The organism is Pseudarthrobacter sp. MDT3-1 (assembly GCF_054510755.1).
In genome coordinates this window covers 52,882-75,518 of the sequence record NZ_JBTNDX010000018.1, presented here as the reverse complement: position 1 = coordinate 75,518, position 22,637 = coordinate 52,882, and the positions used below count along the sequence as shown (strand labels likewise).

The following is a 22,637-nucleotide window of genomic DNA, read 5'->3' as shown; positions in this document are numbered from 1 at the left end:
CGTCGGGACACCCCGCAGCACCCGGGATGCGACGGCTATTCGAGCGTCTCGTTCAGTTCTCTTTGGGCGAGCCGCTGGAGCTGCCATTGATGAACCTCCGGCAGCCACTCCAACGGGGCCGACGGACCGACCCGCGAGTCGTCGGGAACACCGCCGTCTCGCAGGGCCTGCACGTACGCGCGATCCTGTTTGATACGTGCTTGTAGCTGCCCAGTTCCGCCGACCGAGCCGTGACCGGGGATGACGGCGTCAACGTCGTCGGCCAGGCGGTCAAAGAGCCGCAGCGCGGCGAGGTAGTCCTCGATCGGATTCGCGGCCTCGAGGTCGAGGAACGGCATCAGGATGTCAGAAAGCATGTCGCCGGCGACGAGGACGCGGGACTCCTCGATCAACAGCGCGGCATGGCCTGGGGCATGGGCCTGATGCTCGATGATGCGGACTTTGGGGCCATCCCAAGGAATCTGCGTAGCTTCGGCGGGCAGACCGGTAATGAGCCCGAGCAGATCCATCGGGATCTCCTCGGCGTACTCCGGCGGGAGCCCCTCGGCTATGCGGGCCTTCCAGTCCGCGTTCGACAGCAGATCTTGGATAGAGGCCGCGCAGCGGGCTGTGCCGTAACGGGGCGCGTCGCCGAAGTCCGCGTGCCAGAGCACGTGGTCCCAATGAGGATGCGTCGAGAAGCCTGCCACGACGGGCTGGCCCAACTCGCGAAGGTCGTTCGCGAGGGCCGCCATTTCGTCGCCCGTTATGCCGGGGTCAATGAGCAACACACCGTCCCCCCCTGCACGACAACGGAATTACTCTGGATGAACTCGCTCTCGTGAACAACAACGCCCTCAGCGACTTCCTTCAGCATGAAATGCCTTCCGCTTGTGGTTTGCAACCCCTTGTCGAGACGGTATTAGCTGGCGGTAGTAGAGTGCAAGCACTATGGGCGAAGCGGGTGAGCCGCGGTCGGGGTGCCCTCAACGCGCCGTGGAGGCGTTCGGCGATCGCTGGACCCTGATCGTGCTCCGCGACATCGTCTTCGGAGACAAGCACCATTTCCGAGAGCTGCACGCCGGATCACTCAAGGGTATCGACTCGAATGTTCTCGCGGAACGGCTCAAGAAACTCGTCGCTCTGGGGTTGCTTACCCCGGGAGGACACGCGCTCCGGACAGCGGTGTGACTGTTACTTCGCAATGGCGGTTATTTCACAGCTCGGTTTGGCGGTTCTAACTGATTCCGATGACGAGGGTTGAGCGTGCGGCCTCAACGACGTCATCGGTGATGGTGCTGAGTTCGTTGATTTTCATGACCCGTTCGATTTGGGTGAAGAGCCGGTCGATGAGGCGGAAGTTTCCTCGGGTGATCCGCGCGACGGCGGCGATGGCCTGGGCATCGGTGAAATCTTCCGGGTCCAGGCTCTGACCGAGTTTGTGCCATCTGCGCTCGAGGACGAAATTCAGTTCTTCCTGTGCGAGTGGGCGGTATTCGTGGGCGAAGCCGACCCTGCTGTAGAGCTGTGCGTAGCGGCTGAACCATTTTTCAATCCCGGGCATGCCGATGAGGATCAGGGCTATGTTGTCCCGGTCGTAGCGGTCACGCAAAGTTCAAGCGCCGTGGCGTTGAGGCGCTCGGATTCGTCAATGATGAGCAGCTCAACATGCTTACCGGTGCGGGTGTGCGGTCCTGTCTTCTTGCCGATCTTTTCCAGATGCTGATCAACGCAGATCGATACGCGGGTGCTGATGTGTTCGAGTTCGGCGTGGATTTGTTTGGGTGAGGTGAGTACGGCAGGGGTGTAGAAGACGGTGCGTGTCCGGGCCAGGGCCGCGTAAATCTGGTAGTCGGAGTCGTCCCGGGGACCCCACTGTTCTATGAGGTTCTCGGCCTTATGCCAGTTGGCGTAGCGCCTGGCGGAGAGGGTCTTTCCGATGCCGGCCTGGCCGTAGCAGATGCCGATGGTGTGCTGGCGGCGCACCGCGTCGGCGAACTCAGCGAACCGGCGGTGCTCTTTGGTGGCAATGAAGCTTTGTGGTGTCATCGGTCGTCCTCCAGGTAGGTGCGTAGCTTCGGGCGCTTCTTGGGTTGATCAACAGCGTCCGGAGCGGGAGCCGGTTTCGCTGATGCCAGGTCCGGCAGGTGCCGGGCCACGACGGCGATCCGCTGGTTGATTTGTCCGCGCAGTTCCCGGCGGCGGGCCGATCGTGCGGCCTGGATGTCTCTCAGCGTGAGAGTGGAGGTTTCATGGTCAGGGTCCACGGCCCTGCAGATGAACTGGTTCTTGTGGAAGACACGGATCTCGGTCACGTCCCGCGGGTCGTAGCGGACAACGACGGGTTCTCGGACGTAGGCGGCCAGGAGCGGCGAGACGTATCTGAGCCCCTGGAAGTGCACGCCGTCGCGGTGGACGATCCGGGGTTTGGCCACGGTCAACAACAATAGATTCAGTTCGTCCATGGTTGCCGGGAGCCGGGGCAGCCACCCGTCGCCTACCCAGGCGTGATGCGGGGTGTCTTTGATCTCGGGGTGCTCGCGTTGGTGGTACTCCTCCGTGATGAAACGGCAGATGGCCGCGTCCAGCTCCTTGAGGGTCAGCACCGGTGCCGGGGGCCGGTGGCCGCGGGCCAGGTGTCCGGGCAGTTCGGCCAACAGCTCCGTGTTAATGGTGCCGTAGAACCGTTCGATCTTTCCCCGGCCTTGGGGTCTTGCGACCGTTGAGTAGGTGATTTCGAAGTGCAGGTCCTTCGCGGTTTGGGTCAGGTGGTGGCTGGTGAAGTCTGAGCCGTGGTCGACGTAGAGGATGTCGGGGATCCCGCACATCGGCCACCCTGCGCCGGCTTTGGGCCAGATTCCCTGCCGCAGCGCCAGTGCGGTGTTCATAGCGGACGGTGCCCCGAGGAAGAGCATGTAGCCGCATATCGAGCGGGAGTAGTCGTCCATGATCGTGGTCAGCCACGGGCGCCCGGGCAACAGGTTCGCGTCCAGGACGAGGATGTCCAGTTCGGTGTGATCTGCCTGCCAGATGGCGTTAGGGCGCTCGGCCCGGTGCCGCCAGGCAAGCTCGTAAGTGTCCCGGTAGGCGGCAATTCCCTGTTGGGAGAGTGTTCTCATGCCGGGGTCGAGGCCCCTGGTGATGGAGCGGACCGTGCTGTAGGAGAGCGGCCGCCAGTCGTGGTCGGCGGCGACGCGGTTGGCCTTGCGGGCGACGGCAGCCACGGACAGGGGCGGTTTCACCAGGGCCAGGCCTTCGACGAGTGCGACCAGCTAGGGGGTGCTCCTGCGTCGGGTGGTCCCGCGGTTGGCTGTGGACAGTCCGGCGATGCCGTCGCGTTTGTGGGCCGCGTGCCAGCGCTGCAGTGTCCGCAGTCCGATGCCTTCGTGTATGGCGAGGGTCGTCAGCGGCACACCGTCGTCGACGTGCCGGCGCAGGATCTGCCAGCGCACCAACGCTGTCTGCTCGGGCGTGGAGGCAGTGTCCCCGGTCAGGGTACTGCTGCCTCCGGCCTTCACCGGACTGTTTTCTGTGTCGCTGTTGAACGCCGCCGCGGCGCAGCAGGGACCGGTTCGCGCCGGAGTGCCCGATACACAGTGGTGCGGCTGACGCCGAGGACCTCACCGATTTTCTCGACAGTCATGTCCTTCTGCTCATACATCCGGCGGGCGGTCCGGAGCTTGTCCTTGGTCAGCAGCTGGGGCCGGCCCCCAACGCGCCCGCGAGCCCGCGCTGCCTGAAGCCCTGCGTTGGTCCGTTCACGGATCAGATCCCGCTCAAATTCCGCCAGTGCGGCGAACACGTGAAAGACGAGACGTCCGCCTGAGGATGTGGTGTCAATTGCCTCCTGCAGGGACCGGAAACCGATGCCACGCTCCTGGAGATCGGCCAGCTGGTCGATCAGATGCCGGATGGACCGGCCGAGCCGGTCCAGCCGCCACACAACCAGCGTGTCCCCCGGCCGGAGTTGATCAAGGACCTTCGTCAGTTCCGGCCGGGATTCCAGGGAACCGGAAGCGGTGTCGGTGAAGATCCGGTAGCAGCCGGCAGCCTTCAACGCGTCCTGCTGCAGGGCCGCGTCCTGGTCCCCGGTCGATACCCGCGCATAGCCCAACAGATGTCCCATGCGCCCAAATGTACCAATACCCGTCAACCATCAGAAGAACCGGCACGTAGAAACCGGCACTGAGTTTCGCTACAAAAATCGAGTGTGCATGGAATTTTTTAAACGCACCTGCTTGTCTGTAGCGGAAACGTTCGTTTCCAGCACGGTAGTTGATGCTTCTTTTCGTTCCCAAGTGCCCGGAGTGGCGGCGGTACGTATGAGCTGCTCGGTCCACGCTCACCTGCCGCAGCTATGGGGTAGCGCAGTAGACTATGGGAGTGGCCGTAGTGCAGGTGTCTGTCCGCGTTTCCGCCATCTCCCTTGCGGTGAGTGGTGCAGTCACCGCTACTCTCGTGCCTTTGCACCCAAGCATCTTTGACCGTCCCGTTGATGAGGTTGTACGGGATACTGAGGTGTGGCAGCCCATCCATGTCGCGAGCATCTTTGTGTTTGCATTGGCGTTCATCGGTGCTGCCGGCCTCGTCGCGGTTCACAACGGCCAGCTACGCCGGTTAGGGCATGTGGGATTAGTGTTCTCCTTCGCCGGCGCAATAGGCGGTTCCGCCATTGGCTTCTTCGAAGCGTTGGTTTTTCCTGTGCTGGCGGACAGAGACCCACAGTTGTTGGAGCTCAACGGGCCGATGTTCACGTCGTGGCTGGCTATTGGGGCCGGGCTGCTAGTGCTCGGGTGGGTGCTCGGCCTGGCGGTCATTGGAGTGGCCGCCGCGCGTGCGGCAGTATTTCCTCGCGCGGCCGGAGTGCTGCTGGCTGTCAGCGGCCCGGCGTACCTGGCTCTGGGCGGACCTTTCATTCCCGTCGCCGGGGTGCTCTCCGGGGCGCTGTTCGGAGCGGTTCAACTGTGGTGGGGATGGCTGATCTGGAAGTCCCCCGCCCAGCCGGCAGAGGCCCATCGCCTGACGGTCGAGCGACGGTGACCGGGTCTCCACACTAGTTGTCCTCGAACGGCAGCTTCTGCCGCTCGCGTCGACCCCGTATAGTCCGATGAATGTGTCGGTGGACGTTCCTTCAACGGGACGGCAAGCCGCCATTCAAACTGTGATTTAACCGCCATTTCGGGTTAACAGTCACAGCCCCAACTGGACGAAACTCTTGGCCCGTGCCCTGGGTTCTCCGGACTTTCCGGGTCCGGGTCCGGCAGGCCGTGTTCGACCTCGCCTAACTTTAGGCAGGCATGGTCCTACAGCGCTTTTCCACAGGCACGAACAGTTCGAAATCGAATGTGCACGCGTACCAGTAGTTGCTTGGCAACAAGAAGGGGCCTCCCCGACCGATAGCTACAAGGCGCTCGTCGTCCAACTGACCACGTCCCGCAGAAGTCTGATCCAAGGCCTCTGCGGGACTTCCGGCCCAGCGGGCGACAAGTTCCTTTTCTTGCTCCGTTGCACTAAGCCGTGCATCCAGCAGGCCTGCCGGGGCAAGCCCGGGCGCCAGCGGAGACGCGGGACCAGGCGGGAGGTCCTACGCGCCGCAAATTGGATGTCAGCGGGGGAAAACCGCTTTTTCTGGTAGTTCCGCCGGATCTTCCATAAGGGATCGTGGCGGCGGTTTGGCGGTTGTCCCCGAGTTGGTTAGAGCCCGGGGGCTTCGCCGAGGTCTGCACGGAGCTGCGACAAGCGTGCATAGGCGTTGTCTCGGTAGGCCAGGAGGGCTGCCTGGTCTGCGGTGTCAATGTCTAGGAAACCGTGCCCCCTCTTCAGCCCTAGGTTTCCGTCCTTGACCATCGCGGAAAGCGCCTCCGGGGCGGAGAAGCGATCGCCGTACGCTCTTTCGAGGGTGCGGTACGCGGATTCGTAAACGTCGAGTCCGGCCATATCGCCGATGGCGAAGGGGCCGAAGAGGGCGAGGCGGAATCCGAATGTGTTGCTCACAACGGTGTCGATCTGTTCGGGTGTGGCGACGCCGTCGTCAACGATCCGGACTGCTTCCTTGTAGAGGGCGAACTGGAGCCGGTTGGCGACGAATCCTGGCGTGTCTGCCACCCGGGTCGGTGTCTTGCCCAGGCTACGAACGAGCTTCTCGGCGAAGTCAACGACATAGGGGGCGGTGTGCGGGCCGGGTATGAGTTCGACCCCCGGGATGAAGGGGGCAGGATTCATCCAGTGGACGCCGAGGAACCGCTCCGGACCGGCCACCGATAGGGCAAGTTCTTCGATGGGGATGGCGGAGGTGTTAGAGGCGATGACCGCTGTGGGCGGTGCGGCGGCCGAGATCCTGCGGAGGATACCGGCCTTCAATGCGGGTTCTTCAGGAACCGCTTCGGCGATGTAGTTCGCCGCGGCCACGGTTTCTTCTATGCTGTCCGCAGCGGCGAGGTTTCCTTCGATGACCTCGGAGGCCCCTTCCGGAAACAACCCGCGGGCCTCGAATCCCCGTGCCTGTTCAACGAGCCTGAAGCGTGCGCGTTCGGCCGTCTCGCCGTCGACGTCGCCCAACGCGACTTTGTAGCCGTGCATCGCCAGAACTTGGGCGATTCCCCCTCCCATGTAGCCCGAGCCGACAACGGCCGCGGTTGTGATGGTGTCGATGCTTGTCATGAAGATCCTCCTTGAAAGATGGTTCGGGGCAGTTCGGATGGACCGGACCGGTTTAGCGGATGATGGTGTAATCTCCGTCGATGGCCAGGGGTGGCCGGTGATCATGAAGGCGGGGCCAATGTTCACCTCGCCCGGCCGGGTCGCGGAGTTTGGGCGCCAGACCTGTTCCCGTGGCCGTTTGGTACCGCTAGACCGTAAGTAGCACTTTGCCGATGTGGGTGCCCGAATCGAAGTACCTGTGCGCGGCGGCCGCCTCAGCGAGGGGAAAGGTCCTGCTTATGGGCACCTCGATCATGCCTGCAGCGACCAGCGGCCAGACGTGCTCGGCCAGCGCCGCCATGATGGCAGTTTTCTCTTCCACCGGCCGCGGTCGCAGCAGCGTGCCGATCACACTGGCGCGCTTGGCCATCAATGACCGGATATCGAATTCGGTTCTCGCTCCGCCTTGCAGCCCAATGATGACCAGTCGGCCGGAAAAGTTTAGGGCGTCGATATTGCGGGACAGGTAGTCCGCGCCAACCACGTCCAGAATGACGTCGGCGCCCCGCCCGGCCGTAGCTGCCTTGATTTCGGCGACAAAGTCCTTTTCCTTGTAGTTGATCAGAATGTCCGCGCCCAGGGCCGCGGCCGCGGCCAGCTTTTCCTGCGATCCTGCCGTAACAGCAACATTGCCTCCGAGGGCCTTCACCAACTGGATGGCAGTCGTTCCTATGCCGCCTGCTCCACCGTGGATCAGAACCGTCTCCCCACGAACAAGCCGCGCCGACATAAAGAGGTTGGAATAGACGGTGGCCATTGTTTCCGGCAGGGCTGCGGCGCTCACGATGTGGAGGCCTGCGGGAGCCTTCAGCACCTGGCCTGCGGGAGCCACGACATGCTCCGCATAGCCGCCACCGGTGAGCAGTGCCACTACCCCATCGCCGACGGAAAACTGTGTAACACCCCTTCCCAGAGCCGAGACGGTGCCGGAGACTTCCAGGCCGAGAACATCGCTGGCACCGTCAGGCAGCTTGTAATTGCCTTCGCGTTGCAACGAATCGGCCCGGTTGAGTCCGGCGGCGGCCACATCGATGAGCACTTCGCCGGGCGCCGGGACGGGAATGGGGACCTCATCAAGACCAAGTACCTCCGGGCCCCCCGGTTTCCTTGCGCGCACTGCCTTCATTGAATCCTCCAGTAAGTTGCTGCTGCCAGGGTTTTACTCGGCAGGGCGTTGTTATTGCCGTTCGAACGTGGGCCGGGGAGATCAGATTCCCGCAATGCCCACCGTCTTGCCGCCGCACACATATAGTGTCTGCCCAGTGACGAAACCGGATCGATCGTCGAGAAAATGCGCCACACTGTTGGCGATGTCTTCGGGCTCCCCCATCCGTTGCACCGGGATGGAGTCGATGATCGCTCGCGTACCGGGCGCGTCCGGCGGATTTGCCGCTTCGAACATCGCAGTCCGGATTGGTCCCGGGCCAATTGCATTGACGGTTACGCCGTGCTGGCCCAGTTCCAATGCCCAGGTTCTGGTTAGCCCCAGCAACGCCGCCTTCGATGAGGCATACGCTGTTCTTCCCTCCTTACCCAATGCCGCACGGGAAGAGATGTTGACTACGCGCCCGAACCCGCGTTCCTTCATAGCGGGCAGGACTGCCTGCAGGCACTGTATGGCGGTGCGCACGTTGAGCGACCACATCAGGTCAAGGTCTTCCATGCTGACTGTTTCGATCGAAGCCACTCTTATCATGCCGACGTTGTTGACGAGTCGGTGGATCGGCCCGTCTGCCAAAGCCAGTTGCAGTGCGGCGGCGGTGGCCTCGCTGTCGGACAAGTCGGCTCTCAGGCCGGCGCCCACACGGTCGATCACGACGGGCTCGTAGCCCTCCTCAAGACAGCGGTCAACAATCGCCGCCCCGATTCCGGACGCTCCGCCAGTGACAAGTACACGTTCTTTCATAATTCCGTCCTGATTTCGATGATGAGCCCAAAACACGGTTCCCTCGGATTTCGACATCCTGAGAGTGTGGTCCGATTTAGAGATCCAGTTAAGCAGAGGGCAGTCGAGATGGCAATGGTGGGGCACCTGAGTCACGGCTTCCGCCACTTTTCGGTTAGGAGAGGAAGTTCGAGGTGACCAATTCGCACACACTACATATGCATGGATGTGACTTGACTTACATCCAATCCTTCCCCTAACCTCAGTGAAACGGAAGTTTTGATAGTGCACTTCTATTAGCTGTCGAGTAAGCAACGAAGCTCACACCACGACTGGAGACCTCATGAATAAGAAAATCGCCCGCACGGCTGGTGTACTTGCCAGCGTTGGAATTATGTCGGTTGCAGTCGTAGGCTGCGGCAACACTCCCGGGGCAGCCCAATCCGGTAGCGGGTATCCGAGCGAGACGGTTCGCTTCATCATTCCCTATGCCGCCGGAGGACCGACCGACGTTACTGCCCGCGCTCTTGCCCCGTGCCTGGGCAAGGAGCTTGGTCAGTCAGTGGTCGCCGAAAACGTGGCGGGCGGTTCGGGGGCGCTGGGAATGCAGAAGCTGATCACCTCGAAAGCCGACGGACACACAGTGGCGATTGTTTCGACGGGAATGACTGTCCTGACACCGCTTGTCAACGATCTTGATTATTCGAAAGACGACGTCACTCCGATCGGTGTCATTTCCCATGTACCCATGAATCTGGTGGTCGGGAAGGACTCTCCCTACAAGGACGCCAAGGCTTTCATCGACGCAGCCAAGGCCAATCCTGGCAAGCTCAACATCGGCGTATCCGGCTCGTCCACCCCCCAGGCAATAGAACTGCAGCGGCTCGAGGACCAGTACGGAGTAGACATCACGGTGGTGCCCTTCGATGGCAGCGCGGGAGCGACAACAGCTCTGTTGGGCGGCCACGCGGACGCGGCATTTATCAACGATGCTCCCGAAGTCTCCGCCCGGATCGAGGACGGTTCATTTAGGGCGCTTGCCGTGTCCTCTGAAAAGCGGCAGAAACACCTGCCGGACACGCCCACCCTCGTCGATCTTGGTTATCAGGACCTGACCCTGGCCGTCACCACGTACGCATTGGCTGGCCCTGCCGGCTTGCCGGAGGAGGCTACCTCCAAACTGGCCGGGAGCCTGGAGACGTGCCTCAAGGACGCGAAAGCGGTCGAGATCATCGGGGAACGCTTCGTCCCTGAGAAGTTCGATGACGCCGAAGCTCTCAAGGGGATCCTCGACGAGGGCGCAACCGTCTACAAGACCATTTTGAAGAAATAAGTCGCGGAAAGGAATGCACAGCATCATGACTTCCACAGCAGGGAGCAAGGCGACCCAGGAGGTCACGGTGTCTGCGAAGCCCGCCCGCTCGCAATGGCCCCGTGTAATTCCCATCATCTTGCTGTTGGTCGGTGTGGCCGCGATGGTTGGTGCATACCAGCTGTCACTGGGGCAGCTGAACAAGCCGGGAGCCGGCTTGTGGCCGTTCATCGTCGGAGTGTTTCTGACGGTAACCGCGGCCGTTCTCTTCTTTGTCCAGGACCCGTCGGAGTGCGAGCAGTGGAACCGCCGCGCCCTGGGAATTGCCGCGGGCTTGGCGAGCCTGGGAGCGTTCATCGTACTTTTCCAGATGATCGGTTTCCTCATCCCGGCGTTTCTGATGCTCACGCTGTGGCTGAAGACCTTTGGCGAGGAACCATGGCGGCTGGCGGTCCCGCTCGCCGTCGCGGGAGCGGTGGTCATGCACTTTCTGTTCGTAGTGGCACTGGGCGTTCCTTTCCCTAGGGACGTCGTCGTTACACTCTTCTCGGCTTTTGGAGTCTGATATGGACGCGTTGAACAACCTCGCCCTGGGGTTCTCGGTGGCATTTGACCCCATGAACCTACTGTATGTATTCATCGGCGTGGCATTGGGTACTGCAATCGGCGTCCTGCCCGGACTCGGGCCGACAGCCACGATCGCGCTGCTTCTGCCCGTGACGCTCACCCTTGACCCCACTGCTGCCGTCATCCTGCTGGCCGGTATCTATTACGGTTCCATGTACGGGGGAACAATAACGTCGGTGCTGCTGAGGTTGCCCGGTGAAGCCGCCTCCGTAGTGACAACCTTTGACGGTTATCAGATGGCCAGGCAAGGCCGTGCCGGACCGGCCCTTGGTATCTCCGCGATCGGCTCCTTCATCGGCGGGACCGTGTCCGTCATCGGCCTGGTTTTGCTTGCTCCCGTGCTGGCTGATGCGGCGCTTGCTTTCGGCCCTCCCGCTTTCGTGGCGCTCATGGTCCTGGGACTCTTCCTCGTAACCTCCTTGGGCACAGGATCCACGATCAAGGCGCTGTGCATGGCCGCGGTGGGGCTCCTGCTTTCAGCCATTGGCCAGGACTTGGTGACGGGCAAGCCTCGTTTCACCTTTGGTCAGACGTCGCTGCTCGACGGACTGGACTTTGTGGCCGTCGCCATGGGGCTGTTCGGTGTCGGTGAGATTCTGTACAACCTGGAGCAAACGGAGAAAGTACAGGCCTTCACCTCCAAAATCAAAAACATCTGGCCGTCCCGCAAGGACCTCAAGGACTCGTCAGGCGCCATTGCACGTGGTTCCGTGCTTGGCTTCTTCATCGGGATCCTCCCGGGCGGCGGCGGGGTACTTTCCTCCCTGGCGTCCTATGCCATGGAGAAACGCCGGGCCAAAGATCCCAGCAGATTCGGACATGGCGCTATCGAAGGCGTCGCCGGGCCCGAAACGGCCAATAATGCCTCCTCGACCTCGGCCTTCATCCCGCTGCTCGTGCTTGGAATCCCCTCAAATGTCGTTCTCGCGTTGCTGTTCGGGGCGTTGCTGGTCCACGGCATTACGCCCGGACCGCAGATGATGACGAACAACCCTGAGGTTTTCTGGGGGGTCATTGCGTCCATGTTCATCGGCAACCTGATGTTGCTTGCGCTGAACATTCCCCTGGTCGGGTTCTTCGTCCAGATGCTCCGGATCCGTGCCGGTATCCTCGTCACGTTTGCCTTGCTGGTTGTCATGGTCGGTGTCTTCTCGATCAGCAATGACGTGTTCGACATGTGGGTGGTGCTCGTGTTCGGCATTATCGGTTGGCTCATGAAAAAGACCGGCTTTGATCCGGGCCCTCTGGTGCTTGCCTTCGTTCTTGGACCGATCCTCGAGAGCTCCGTCCGGCAGTCGCTCCTGCTCTCCGGCGGCAGTTTCACCATCTTCGTGACCGACCCAATATCACTGACAATCTTCATTGCACTGGGCGCTGGAGTGATCCTCGGGTTTGTCGGCAAACGCCGGCGGCGACTGGCGGCACGGTTCGGTGCCAGCAAGCAGGAGAAGGTGGCCGCCGAATAGCGGACTGCATCGGGCCGGACGCCCCTCAGCTAGGATGCCATTTCATCAGGACAGAGAGTTGTGCCGTGACCGCTGAAGATAAATCATCCATCATCGCCGGTCTGGCGGCCCATCTGGACGGCCTGCGCTTCGAGCAACTGCCAGTGGCCGTTGTTGAACAGGCCAAGACCGTTCTCTGCCATAACCTCGTTGTTGCCCTCGGGGCGCGAAACCTCAGCGTTCCCGGGCAAGACCGGGTGGCCTGGCCGGATGGTGCGCCCCGCGCGGCGACAGCGACCCGGCTGACCGATGGCCTGCGCGGTCCGAATGAGGCGAGCGTATACACGAACTCATTGCTCATGGGCGCACGCGCCCAGCACGATGAACACCCCGGCTCAGTAAGTCATTTCGGCAGCTGCGTAATACCGCCGCTGTTGGCCGTGGCGGAGAACCGATCCTTGGACGGCCGCGCGTTCCTGGTGGCCATGATTGGCGGCTATCAGGTGGGCGCAGCCATCGGCCGGAGTTCGGTAAGTGCCACCACACGGCGGGGGTTCCGGCCCACGGGCCTGTATGGACCTTTCGCCGGGGCGGGCGCAGTCGCGAAGGCGTGCGGGGGAGGGCCGACGCAAATCGCCAATGCGCTTGCCATTGCGGCCAGTTCCTCAGCAGGCATCACGCAAATGTGGAAGCGCGGAACTGACGAATGGCGTTATCAGACAGCTGCCGCCGCCAGGAACGGATTCAACGCCGCAATGCTGGCAGAGGAAGGAGCGGCGGGCGCACCCGATGCATTGGAAGGAACCGCGGGTTTCTACAGGGCGTTTGCGGATGAAGAGCGCACGGACCGGAACGCAATCCTGGGCGGCTTAGGGAAATGGGCGATCAGCGATGTCCTTCTCAAGCCGTACCCTGTGTGCGCGATCAACCAGGCTGCCGTTCAAAGAGTCCTTGAGCTCCGACAAAGCCACCGTTTCACGGCCGGGGACGTCGTCGAAATCGTCGTCTCCTTGGCCGATAGCGACAGGAGCTACCCGGGGGTCGATGCGCCGGGCCGGCCGTCCACACCTACGGCCGCCATGATGAGCATGCAGTTCTCCCTGGGGGTGGCGCTCGTCCACGGAGGCCTCGACGTCAGCCATCTGGCGGATCACGGAAATCCGGCCGTGCTGAAGGCTGCTGCAAAGGTTAAATTTGAGAGTAGGCCTGAACAAGCCCTGGATACGATGCCAGCCCAACCAGCGGATCATCGGGCGGCAGTGCAGATCCGCTTGCTTGACGGCCGCAGCATCAGTTCGGGCCCTGCCCGTGCGGTCGAGTACGACCGGGGTGGTGTTCTTGACCTGGCCCGCGATCTCCTGCCGGCGTCCGGACTTTCGTGGGAGGCCATGGAAGCCTTGACGAATTTTTTATTCACCATGGAGAATCGCGCCGACGCGGCACAGCTTTTGACACTGTGCAATCCTTCCCGGATGCGGGAAGGGGCGGCTGCCCCATTGCAGGGTTCGTTGTCGTAAATGCCCGCAAAGGCTACGGCGTCAGGACGATCTTGCCCGTCGTGCGTCCGGTCTCACCCATTTCGTGGGCGACCCGAGCGTCCGACAAAGGCAGGACGGCCGAGACGTGGGGGCGGAGCTCTCCCGATTCAACCAGCAGGGCCAGCGCCCTCAGCCCTTCGCGGTCGGGTTCGACAACCACCAAGGTGTACTGGACGCCAGCAGCGGAGGCCGCTGCTGCCGTGGGGCCGTGCCTGCGGGGAATCAGGGAAACGAGGATCCCGCCGGGGCGCAGAGCACCGATGGAGTGCTGTCCGGTTCCGGCGCCTATCGTATCAATAACAATGTCTACCTTGTCCAGGCTTTCGGCGACGTCGGTCTCGGTATAGTCCAGCACTTCATCGGCTCCCAGGCCGCGTACGAACTCGTGTTTGGATCGCCGGGCAGTGCCGATGACGTAGGCTCCCAAGGCCTTTGCAATCTGTACCGCCAGATGACCCACGCCGCCGGCAGCCGCGTGGATGAGCACGCGCTGGCCGGCCTGCACGCCGGCGGCATCAACCAGGGACTGCCACGCGGTAAGCCCGGCCAGGGGAAGCGCAGCCGCGTGGACATGATCCAGGCCGGTTGGTTTGTGGGCGAATTGCCGGGCCGGCCCGGCAACGTACTCAGCGTAGGCACCTGCCTGTTGAGGGAATAGAGGCATTCCGAAGACTTCATCACCAGGATGGAAGAGAACTGAACCTTCGGCCACTTCCTCAACAACACCGGAGACATCGAACCCCAGGATTGGCGGGTTCTTCCACAGCTTCCTGCCGCCGGTAGCGCGGCTCTTCCAATCAGTGGGATTCACCCCGATTGCTTTGACCCGCACCAGCACTTCGCCAGGCTGTGGCGAGGGCCTGTCCACTTCGATTTCGCGGAGAACTTCGGGCGGCCCCCAGACAGCGGGGCTAACCGCTCGCATCCGCAGCTGGTTTTCTACGCTCATGAAATAACTCCCTCGGCAGAACCTAAATTGGGTTGTGAGCGGCACCACAACCATGGTACTAATGATAGTACACTTCATTGTGAGTGCTCTATCAAAAGTTTAGATAGTTCCGTTCCGCGACGCGTGGTGAAAGGAAGCAGCGTGAGTTTTTATCCGGGCATAACCGAGGGCACCGTCAGAGCTGACGGCGTCGAGGTCAAGTATTACGACTCCGGCGATAAGCCCGGAGGCGGGGCGCCTATTGTCCTACTCCACGGGACAGGAGGAAGCGCGGAAAACAACTTCGCCGCCCTGCTGCCCATGTTGTCCTTCCGGCACCGCGTGATCGCCCTCGACTTCGTCGACGAAATTCCGGAGGGATCCGGCCCGCTGGCCTTGGACCACTTTGTCGGTCAGACGTCAGCAGTTATCAACAAACTTTCGCCGGGCAGGCCGGTGACCCTGGTGGGCTATTCTCTGGGGGCTGTCGTCGCCGCTGTGGTGGCAGCTGAACAGCCCGAACTGGTCCGGAACCTTGTTCTGGTCGCGGGGTGGATGAAAACGGACGAGCAGCAGAAGCTGCGGAACTCCGTCTGGCAGCAGCTTCACGATTCGGACTCCGGGGCATTGCCCGAGTTCATGCTCCTCACCGCTTTCAGCTCCCGGTTCGTGGCCACGCGCCCGCCGGCCGAGCTCCAAAAGCTCATTGCGGGCATTAAGGCCGGCCCCAGCCGGGCGCGCAAGATGCGCCTCAACAGATCCGTGGACATATCCGCCAAACTGTCAGCCGTCCGGGCACGGACGCTGGTCATCGGATGCTCCGATGATCAGATGGCGCCTATTCGACACAGTCACGCGCTGTTCGGCGCGATTGATGACTCGCGTTTTGTTGAAATTTCCAGTGGGCACGCAGTGGTCCATGAGCGGCCTGCTGAACTTTTCACCCGGATCGACGATTTCGTCCAGGGACATGCTTCCGATGATGCCGGGGCCGTGCTGGCTCCCGTCCACGCTTGAGTCAGAATCACAGAAACGAGGACTACCGATGAAAACGACTGACACCGCAGTATCGGCCGAAGCCGGCCGAAGCCACGAAAATGATCCGTTGAACAGCGTCGATGTGATCATCGTCGGCACCGGTTTCTCCGGTCTTGGCATGGGCATCCAACTGATTCGTGAAAACAACCCGTCATTCGTCATGCTGGAGCGCGCAGAGGACGTCGGCGGGACCTGGCGTGACAACACGTATCCGGGCGCGGCGTGTGACATTCAGTCGCATCTGTATTCGTACTCCTTTCGCCCTAACCCGGACTGGTCGAGGGTCTACGCCACCCAGCCCGAGATTCTTCAGTATCTGCAGGCTGCCGCCCGCGAAGAAGGACTCATCCCGCATATCCGTTTTGGGGCTGAAGTGCTTGACGCCCGCTGGGACGAGACCCAGGAACGCTGGATCGTCTCCACACCGAGGGGAACCTTCGCCGGCAAGTCCTTGGTCACGGCGTCCGGCCACCTCTCGGATCCAAAGTTCCCCGACATCAAGGGAATCGACAGTTTCACAGGCGAGATCTTCCACTCGGCGCAGTGGGACCACAGTGTCGAGCTGGAGGGCAAACGCATCGGAGTGGTTGGTTCGGGCGCGTCCGCGATCCAGATCGTTCCGGAAATCGCGGAAACTGCCACTCACCTGACAGTCTTTCAGCGCTCCGCTCCTTACGTCATACCCCGCTTGGACTACTTCTATACCGACGCCGAGCGCGGAATGTTCCGCAAGTTTCCCCACACGGCACAGGCGATTAGGGATGAGCTTTTCTGGGGCAACGAGGCACGGTTCCCCCAGCGCCGGGGCGTCCCCGCCTTCATCGACCAGATCACCGAAGTCGCCGACAACCACCGCAAAACCCAAGTTACCGTCCCGGATCTGTATGAAAAGCTCACCCCGGACTACGCGATCGGCTGCAAGCGGATCCTGATTTCCAACGATTACTACCCCGCCCTGGGCCGATCCAACGTCACCCTGGAAACGGACGGGATCAGCCACATCGAAGGGAACGCCGTCATCACCCGGACCGGTGAACGCCACGAGCTGGACGTCCTCATCCTGAGCACTGGATTCGAGGCAAGCGACCTTCCCATTTCCCACCGGATATACGGCAAATCCGGTGGCTTGCTCGCAGACCATTGGAGCAACGGCGGACAGGCCTACGCGTGCACCACAGTCAGCGGATTTCCAAATCTCTTTGTGATGCTTGGACCGAATACCGGCCTGGGCGCAGGATCGATCATCTACATGGCCGAAACCCAGATCTCCTACATAGCGGGGGCCATAAAGTACATGCAGCAGAACTCCGTCTCTTCCCTCGAGATAACCGCCGAGGCTGAGGAAGAGTACGTGAAAACCATTGATGAACGCGCCCAAGGCACCGTCTGGCTCTCAGGAGGCTGCGAAAGCTGGTACGTTGACCCCCGGAATGGCCGGCTGACCACGCTTTGGCCGGATTTCATGAGCCAGTTCCGGAAGGAAAACGGGACCTTCAAGGATGCCGGTTATATTGTGAAGACCCATTCGAACCAAGACGAGCCGATGTTCGCCGGCGGACGATGACCATGTCAGCAGACTTGGTTTCCGTTGAGGAATCCTGGCTTCGGTCGATGGTCGAGTGCATCTTCGGCTCGCTGGGCTACTCTCCGGCCTCGGCGGCAAGCGTCACCGATTCGCTGGTGGAGGCGGACCTCCGCGGTGTTCGGTCCCACGGCACGATGCGTGTGCCTATGTACGTTGAGCGCATCCGGGCCGGCTCAGTCTCTCAGCATGAGCGGGCAGAGGTGGTGCGGGAGCAGGGTGCGGTTTGTGTGCTGGATGCCCGCCACGCCCTCGGTTCGCTGACGTCTGACCAGGCGATGGCGCTGGCCATGGAGAAAGCTGGGACGTTCGGCGTGGGCGCGGTATCAGTCAGACACGGCTTTCACTTCGGTGCCGCGTCCCGGTATGTGCTGCAGGCGGCGAACGCCGGCTACGTCGGCATAGCTGCTGCAAACACGCGTCCGCTCATGGCCGCCATCGGCGGAGCTGAAGCCGTCGTGGGCAACAATCCGCTGGCCATCGGCGCGCCGAGCGCCGACGGACTCCACCTTGTTCTTGACATGGCCCTCTCAGAAGCGGCGTTTGGCAAAATCAAATCAGCCGAGCAGAACGGGACCCGCATCCCGGAATCCTGGGCGACGGCGCCGGACGGATCCTCGACGACGGATCCCGCCGAAGCGATCCGCGGACTCTTGCTTCCCATGGGCGGCCCCAAGGGCTTTGGCCTGGCCATGATGGTGGACGTTCTCACCGGAATACTCTCCGGTGGTGCTTGGGGTGATGGGGTTCAGGGACTGTATACGGGGCCCGAAAAACCCAACGACTGTTCCCACTTCTTTCTGGCCCTGAATATCGGGGCCTTCACGGACCCGGACGAATTCCGCCATCAGGTGGCCGCCATGGCTGATCGGGTGCGCACCTCGCGCCGCGCACCGGGTGTCAACGCCGTGTTCACTCCCGGCGAGCCTGAATGGAACGCCCGCGAATCGGCCGGAGATGGCAAGGTCTTCATCGACGCATCCGTCGCCGAAGAACTCGTAAACCTGGAGCGGTCTCTCGGTGGCCCTGCCTCCAACGTCCCCGAGTCGATGGCCTCCCCGGGCGGCTTCTGATTTACTGGGTTGAATGTTTCGGATCAGACTCTCAAAGGGGCAGCACTCGTGAGCCAAAAGCAGGTAACAGCGGTGATTGGCAAGAAGCAGCAGCTGAGCCTTCGGGAACGGTCCAAACTGGGCAAGGCCGAGCGGATCAGGGCCGCTGCCGAGCAGCTCCTCAGCGAGCGGAGCATCGAAAAAATTACCACGCGGGAGGTCGCAGAGCTCGCAGGAATTGGTGAAGCAACGCTGTTCCGCTACATCGGAAGCAAACGCGAACTCCTGATGATGGTGTACGGAGATCAGATGGACGCCATACTGACCAAGATCGAGAGGGAGGATGCCGTGCTGGCATCCTCCGGATCCCTTAAGCGTGATGACGGACAGGCGTACTGCGATCGTATCTACAGCATCTACCGTGCCCGCTGCGAGTTCTACCGGCGTAACCCGGATAACGCCGCGCTCTACATGCGGGAAGGTTTCCAGGTCGGCAGCGTGACCGGAGCGCGGAACATCGCCCAGGGCGACCGGTCGATCCGCATGGTCGGAGCTATCCTTGCCGAGGGCCAAAGCCAGGGTGCCCTGATCGCGACCGTTGATCCCTACCTCGTCGCCCAAAACTGCCACGGTATTTTTATCCATGAAATTGACCGCACACCGGTCCGAGGCTTTACGCCGCAGACGATTTGGGACAGGACAGGCGCTCGGTTGTCGGTGCAGTTGTCTCCGCTGATGATTCGTACAGCCTGAGCTCTGGCGGGATCTCTGACAGCAATGACGAGCCCTGACTTTCGCCCGCGCCAATCTCGGTCTTTGCAGCGGTCCAAGCCGCCGCCTTGTCGGGTTGGGCCGTGAGCAGGCAAGTGGGCATATGGCGCCTTACGAAACCTCTGCGGCTGCTGGCCGACCAGCCCACGAGGCTTGCATATTGGGGGTTGCTGGGGTCCTCTACGCTGGCCACACTGTCCAGCAACATACTTAACGCGCCCCTGGGGATCATCAGGGCGGAACTTTCTTCGACAGTCGCTGAAATAGTCCTGATGGTCAGCGCCTTCACTGTGGTCCTGACCGTCGCAGTCCCGGTGGCGGGATGGTGCTGCGACCGTTTCGGAAACCGGCGGATGCTGCTGTGGGCCTTCGGGCTGATGGTGGCCGCAGACGTCGTGGGTTTCATGGCAGACACAGTAGGCATGCTGGTTTCGGTGCGTGCGGTACAGGGACTGGCCACAAGTTTCATTGCCTCCGGTGTACAGAAATCGCTCATCGTACTCTGGCCTTCCTTGCGCAGACGCTCACTTGCCTTGTGGGCTTCGGCATTGGGTATCGGTCAGGTTTTGGGACCTCTGGCCGGCGGGGCCATAAGTCAGACGCTGGGCTGGCGGGCTGTGTTCATTGTGCATTCGCTGCTGTGCGCGTTAATGTTTTGCCTCCTCCTGGCGGCTTTGCCGTCAGTAATCGACCGCATGGTCCCGACGAATATTGCTGGCCTCTTTCTGCTGGGCGCCGGAGCCACAGGAGTCGTCGTCGGCTTTACGCTGCTGGCACAGCGGACGCTGCCAGCTCCGGCGATATTCAGCGGACTCCTGGGCAGCGTCCTGCTCGTGGGCTTCGTTTGGGTAGCCAGGCAACATCCTGATGGGCTTATCGACCCCCGCCATCTGATCGATCGCCGCTTTGCCGGAAGTGCAGCAGGAGCGGCTGCGGCGATGTTTGCGATGGGATCTTTCCTCGTAGCCACACCCTTATTTCTGTCGGCGCACCTTGACACCCGACCGGACGTCATCGGCGTCGTTCTCTGTTGCCTTGCGATTGCCATGAGCCTGGGCGGTCCAATGGCAGGTCTTCTGTGCCGTAGATTATCGATCAATGGGACGATAAGGCTCGGTTTGCTGGCTAACATGGTCGCTGCTATCGGCATGGGAGTGGTGTATCTCCTGCCGACGCCGGGGGCGATCATTGTGACCGCGACTCTTCTGCTCACCCTTGCCGGCTTTGGAATATCAGTCGTCCAAAGCTTGTCGGCCGAGACGCTGGCAGCGTCGCCTCCCGGAAGATCCGGCCTGGGGATCGGAATTCACAACATGATCAAGTTCTCGGGCATGGCGGTTGCCTATGCCTGGATAGCGGCTTTTCCCCCCGGGGACAACCCGCTGCTTTCTTTCGCGGGTGTTGCATTTGCGGTCGCCGCGGCGTTCGTATTTGTGTGGTCGACCGGGCGACGTTCCGCTACCAGCCCTTGATCTCTTTCGTGGGCCAGAAGGCCACCCAAGATGACCTACATTTCAGTGTCAGGAGCCAAGTGGGCAAACCGGGACCCAACCTGGGACTTTTCTGCTAGAGCCGTCCGGAAATCCCGGGGCGCCCGGTAGGCAAAAATGCAGCGGCCGCGGTGACGGTCAGTTAATGACTCGCAGCCGGACGCGGGACGTTGTCAGTCCACATCAACACCGACCGGATCATCAGCAGCGGCCCGTACCGTCACCCCCACAACCCAAAGCACGAGGCAACACAAAAACAGTCCAGATACACGCCGCGCAGCGACATCTTCAGCGACGAGGAAGGAATTGAGTAAGCGCAGAATTTCCCTTCCAAGGGACTGCTGGGGCGCAATCCTTGTAGCAACTGTCGGAGCTATTAGCGCAAGGCCCCGGGTGCACCGCCCCTTGGATTGACTCGACTCCCGTCAGGACGGAGCGCCGGGACCACAGCCCCCATCACCCAGAAATGAGGGTGTGGCACTTGCAATCACAGGTATGGACATTTCTGTCCAAGGCGCAGCTGCCAGCCTCGAGAACAGGCCGGGCATCTCGACGGGTGGAGGCCGGCGCTTGTTGCGGCGGATCATTCTTGCTGATTGTAGGCGTTGGTTTGAGATGGCATCGTAGACCGAAGGCGGGCGATGACACCCACCATACAAAGGGGACCAGTCGCATGGCCCGGGCAGGACGCCACTGAGGGTCATGGCGGCAGTTGCAGCGGCAGCCCTGATTCTTCCTGGAGGGGCTGGGGAGTGTAGTGCCCGGCTTCACCTAGCTCGTTAGCGTAAACGGCGGCGGCGTTCAGTGGACCGGGACAGCAATCAGCCAGCGTTCAGCGCCGGCCCACGCTACGTCCCGTTCATTTCAACGGCGGAGAATCTGGCGACGAATGACCTGTCACAGTAAGGCTGGGCTCCACGAGTCCGGGTATGACGTAACTGTCCGGGACAGGGTCACCGGAGTGACGCAGTAGGTCAGCTTCAAGGAGCTGGCGCGGGATTCAGGCGGACAGCGGTTGCCCAATGTCACCAGCGGCGTGGACGAGGCCGGCGGCGGGGTCAGCCCGGGTATCGGCATGGACAGCCGCCACGTGGCTGGTCGATCCGCTCGTGAGCCCGGTCTGGGTTTCGTGAACGAGCACATCCGCCGCAAGTTCGTATCGTCGGGCACCCGATCCTCGGCGAAGTGTTTGCTGCCAGCGCAGCGGCCGAAGAGGGCGGAGCTTCGGGCGGACGGTTCCATGAATCGCTAGTGCGGAATGGAAGAAGTTACCTCAAGATATGGATGGGCGAGGACCAGCTCCATGAGTTCCTGATGGGCCGCCCGGATCCTGGCCAACCGCTGCAGCTCACGAGGAACAGCCAGCCAGTACTTCCTCCGAATAGCTACCGATTTATCCAGGATATGGACGAGCCGGCTATCAGGCTCAGCAATGAAAAAGGGAAGGACTGCAACACCCAGCCCCGCAACTGCGGCCATCCATTGCCCCGTGATGTTGTTCGTTTGGATGGCCGGCCGGACTCCAGGGAGTGCTGCGTCCAGAAATCGCAGCGCAGGAATGTCCAGAAGCGAATCCACGTAGCCGATGACGGAGTGCTTGAGGAGCTCATCCACGTTAGATATGGGCCCGTGTCGTTGAAGGTACTGTGCGCTTGCATACAGGCCGAGCGGATACTCTGCAAGTTCGAAAGACTCAACCCCCCGGATCGTCGGCCGTGCCAGCGAGATGCCGACATCAAATTCCTTTGAGGCCAACAGGTTGAGGCGGGTGGCCGTGACTATTTCCACTTTGAGGTCGGGATACCGTGCTCGTAGATTACCCAGTCCCGGGCTGAGTACGAAAGCTCCGAACCCATCAGGGGCGGCAATCCGCAAGGTGCCGGATAGCCGCCCTGCCGAGGACCCGAGTTCCTCGGCGGCGGCCAGCAGGGATGATTCCACAGCCTCGGCATGGATAGCCAGGCGTTCCCCGGCTTCCGTGAGCTCCCACCCTCCCGGGACGCGCACGAACAATCTCGCGCCACTGGCCTTTTCAAGTTGGGTGATGCGGCGACCCACCGTCGTGTGGTCAACGCCCAGTCCACGTGCCGCTGCCACCAGCTTGCCCGTACGGGATACCTCCAAGAAGAAGCGTAAGTCGTCAGCAGAGATCATCTGATTATCGTATCGTGCAGAAATGCACACCAATGGGCACTTTTGGTCATTGTTTGGGCATCCGTACCATGAGAGCGTGGAAGCAATTCCAATACATACCGCCCTATGCGAGGGGCGTGTTCAAACAAAGGTGTTTC

The 22,637-nt window shown here is 61.6% G+C and carries 20 protein-coding genes and 1 pseudogene; 11 read left to right on the top strand and 10 right to left on the bottom strand.

The window, feature by feature from the left end; all coding sequences use genetic code 11:
• Positions 1-35: 35 nt before the first annotated feature.
• Complete coding sequence (locus tag ACX80X_RS14605; protein WP_252601921.1) at positions 36-770, bottom strand: MBL fold metallo-hydrolase; 735 nt, start codon at positions 768-770, stop codon at positions 36-38.
• A gap of 160 nt (positions 771-930) precedes the next feature.
• Between ACX80X_RS14605 and ACX80X_RS14600 the strand changes: the two genes are divergently transcribed.
• Positions 931-1,170, top strand: coding sequence for a winged helix-turn-helix transcriptional regulator (locus ACX80X_RS14600; protein ID WP_252601918.1), 240 nt, complete (start codon positions 931-933; stop codon positions 1,168-1,170).
• A gap of 46 nt (positions 1,171-1,216) precedes the next feature.
• On the opposite strand, the pseudogene ACX80X_RS14595 reads toward ACX80X_RS14600, so the two are convergent.
• The 4 genes and pseudogenes from ACX80X_RS14595 to ACX80X_RS14580 form a co-directional block, all read right to left on the bottom strand.
• A pseudogene (locus ACX80X_RS14595) lies at positions 1,217-2,028 on the bottom strand (AAA family ATPase).
• On the bottom strand, positions 2,025-3,221 hold the full coding sequence (locus ACX80X_RS14590; RefSeq protein WP_252612204.1) for a Mu transposase C-terminal domain-containing protein: 1,197 nt from the start codon (positions 3,219-3,221) through the stop codon (positions 2,025-2,027). Before ACX80X_RS14590 ends, ACX80X_RS14595 begins: the two are co-directional and overlap by 4 nt.
• A 30-nt stretch (positions 3,222-3,251) precedes the next feature.
• Positions 3,252-3,497: a helix-turn-helix domain-containing protein gene (locus ACX80X_RS14585; RefSeq protein WP_252612206.1), complete on the bottom strand. Its 246-nt coding sequence runs from the start codon at positions 3,495-3,497 to the stop codon at positions 3,252-3,254.
• Positions 3,494-4,105, bottom strand: coding sequence for a recombinase family protein (locus ACX80X_RS14580; protein ID WP_252601912.1), 612 nt, complete (start codon positions 4,103-4,105; stop codon positions 3,494-3,496). Before ACX80X_RS14580 ends, ACX80X_RS14585 begins: the two co-directional genes overlap by 4 nt.
• A 257-nt stretch (positions 4,106-4,362) precedes the next feature.
• Between ACX80X_RS14580 and ACX80X_RS14575 the strand changes: the two genes are divergently transcribed.
• Positions 4,363-5,019 carry a hypothetical protein gene (locus tag ACX80X_RS14575; RefSeq protein ID WP_252601909.1) on the top strand — a complete coding sequence of 219 codons (657 nt, stop codon included), beginning with the start codon at positions 4,363-4,365 and terminating at the stop codon, positions 5,017-5,019.
• Positions 5,020-5,673: 654 nt separating this feature from the next.
• Here the strand turns inward: ACX80X_RS14575 and ACX80X_RS14570 are convergent.
• The 3 genes from ACX80X_RS14570 to ACX80X_RS14560 form a co-directional block, all read right to left on the bottom strand.
• Positions 5,674-6,639, bottom strand: coding sequence for a 3-hydroxyacyl-CoA dehydrogenase family protein (locus ACX80X_RS14570; protein WP_252601906.1), 966 nt, complete (start codon positions 6,637-6,639; stop codon positions 5,674-5,676).
• Between the two features lie 187 nt (positions 6,640-6,826).
• Positions 6,827-7,804, bottom strand: coding sequence for an NAD(P)H-quinone oxidoreductase (locus ACX80X_RS14565; protein ID WP_252601903.1), 978 nt, complete (start codon positions 7,802-7,804; stop codon positions 6,827-6,829).
• A gap of 81 nt (positions 7,805-7,885) precedes the next feature.
• Positions 7,886-8,641, bottom strand: a complete 756-nt coding sequence (locus ACX80X_RS14560; protein WP_252601901.1) for an SDR family NAD(P)-dependent oxidoreductase — start codon at positions 8,639-8,641, stop codon at positions 7,886-7,888.
• Positions 8,642-8,906: 265 nt separating this feature from the next.
• On the opposite strand from ACX80X_RS14560, the gene ACX80X_RS14555 reads away from it, so the two are divergent.
• From ACX80X_RS14555 to ACX80X_RS14540, 4 genes are all read left to right on the top strand, one after another.
• Positions 8,907-9,896: a tripartite tricarboxylate transporter substrate binding protein gene (locus tag ACX80X_RS14555; protein ID WP_252601898.1), complete on the top strand. Its 990-nt coding sequence runs from the start codon at positions 8,907-8,909 to the stop codon at positions 9,894-9,896.
• A gap of 25 nt (positions 9,897-9,921) precedes the next feature.
• Positions 9,922-10,440, top strand: a complete 519-nt coding sequence (locus ACX80X_RS14550; protein ID WP_252601895.1) for a tripartite tricarboxylate transporter TctB family protein — start codon at positions 9,922-9,924, stop codon at positions 10,438-10,440.
• A 1-nt stretch (position 10,441) separates the two neighbouring features.
• Positions 10,442-11,968, top strand: coding sequence for a tripartite tricarboxylate transporter permease (locus tag ACX80X_RS14545; RefSeq protein ID WP_252601892.1), 1,527 nt, complete (start codon positions 10,442-10,444; stop codon positions 11,966-11,968).
• 143 nt (positions 11,969-12,111) lie between these two features.
• Positions 12,112-13,464, top strand: a complete 1,353-nt coding sequence (locus ACX80X_RS14540) for an MmgE/PrpD family protein (RefSeq protein ID WP_459312494.1) — start codon at positions 12,112-12,114, stop codon at positions 13,462-13,464.
• A 13-nt stretch (positions 13,465-13,477) separates the two neighbouring features.
• Here the strand turns inward: ACX80X_RS14540 and ACX80X_RS14535 are convergent, their stop codons facing one another.
• Positions 13,478-14,434 carry an NADP-dependent oxidoreductase gene (locus ACX80X_RS14535; protein WP_252601886.1) on the bottom strand — a complete coding sequence of 319 codons (957 nt, stop codon included), beginning with the start codon at positions 14,432-14,434 and terminating at the stop codon, positions 13,478-13,480.
• A gap of 141 nt (positions 14,435-14,575) precedes the next feature.
• Between ACX80X_RS14535 and ACX80X_RS14530 the strand changes: the two genes are divergently transcribed.
• The 5 genes from ACX80X_RS14530 (at position 14,576) to ACX80X_RS14510 (ending at position 20,328) form a co-directional block, all read left to right on the top strand.
• Positions 14,576-15,430 carry an alpha/beta fold hydrolase gene (locus ACX80X_RS14530; protein WP_252601883.1) on the top strand — a complete coding sequence of 285 codons (855 nt, stop codon included), beginning with the start codon at positions 14,576-14,578 and terminating at the stop codon, positions 15,428-15,430.
• Positions 15,431-15,458: 28 nt separating this feature from the next.
• Entirely contained in the window at positions 15,459-17,015 is a 1,557-nt protein-coding gene (locus ACX80X_RS14525; protein ID WP_252601880.1) for a flavin-containing monooxygenase, read from the top strand.
• 2 nt (positions 17,016-17,017) lie between these two features.
• Positions 17,018-18,106: an Ldh family oxidoreductase gene (locus ACX80X_RS14520; protein ID WP_252601877.1), complete on the top strand. Its 1,089-nt coding sequence runs from the start codon at positions 17,018-17,020 to the stop codon at positions 18,104-18,106.
• 48 nt (positions 18,107-18,154) lie between these two features.
• Entirely contained in the window at positions 18,155-18,838 is a 684-nt protein-coding gene (locus ACX80X_RS14515) for a TetR/AcrR family transcriptional regulator (protein WP_252601874.1), read from the top strand.
• Positions 18,839-18,939: 101 nt separating this feature from the next.
• A complete protein-coding gene (locus tag ACX80X_RS14510; RefSeq protein WP_308216203.1) occupies positions 18,940-20,328 on the top strand; it encodes an MFS transporter in 1,389 nt (462 codons plus the stop codon).
• A gap of 1,266 nt (positions 20,329-21,594) precedes the next feature.
• Here ACX80X_RS14510 and ACX80X_RS14505 read toward each other — a convergent pair.
• Entirely contained in the window at positions 21,595-22,500 is a 906-nt protein-coding gene (locus ACX80X_RS14505) for a LysR family transcriptional regulator (protein WP_252601871.1), read from the bottom strand.
• Between the last annotated feature and the right edge of the window lie 137 nt (positions 22,501-22,637).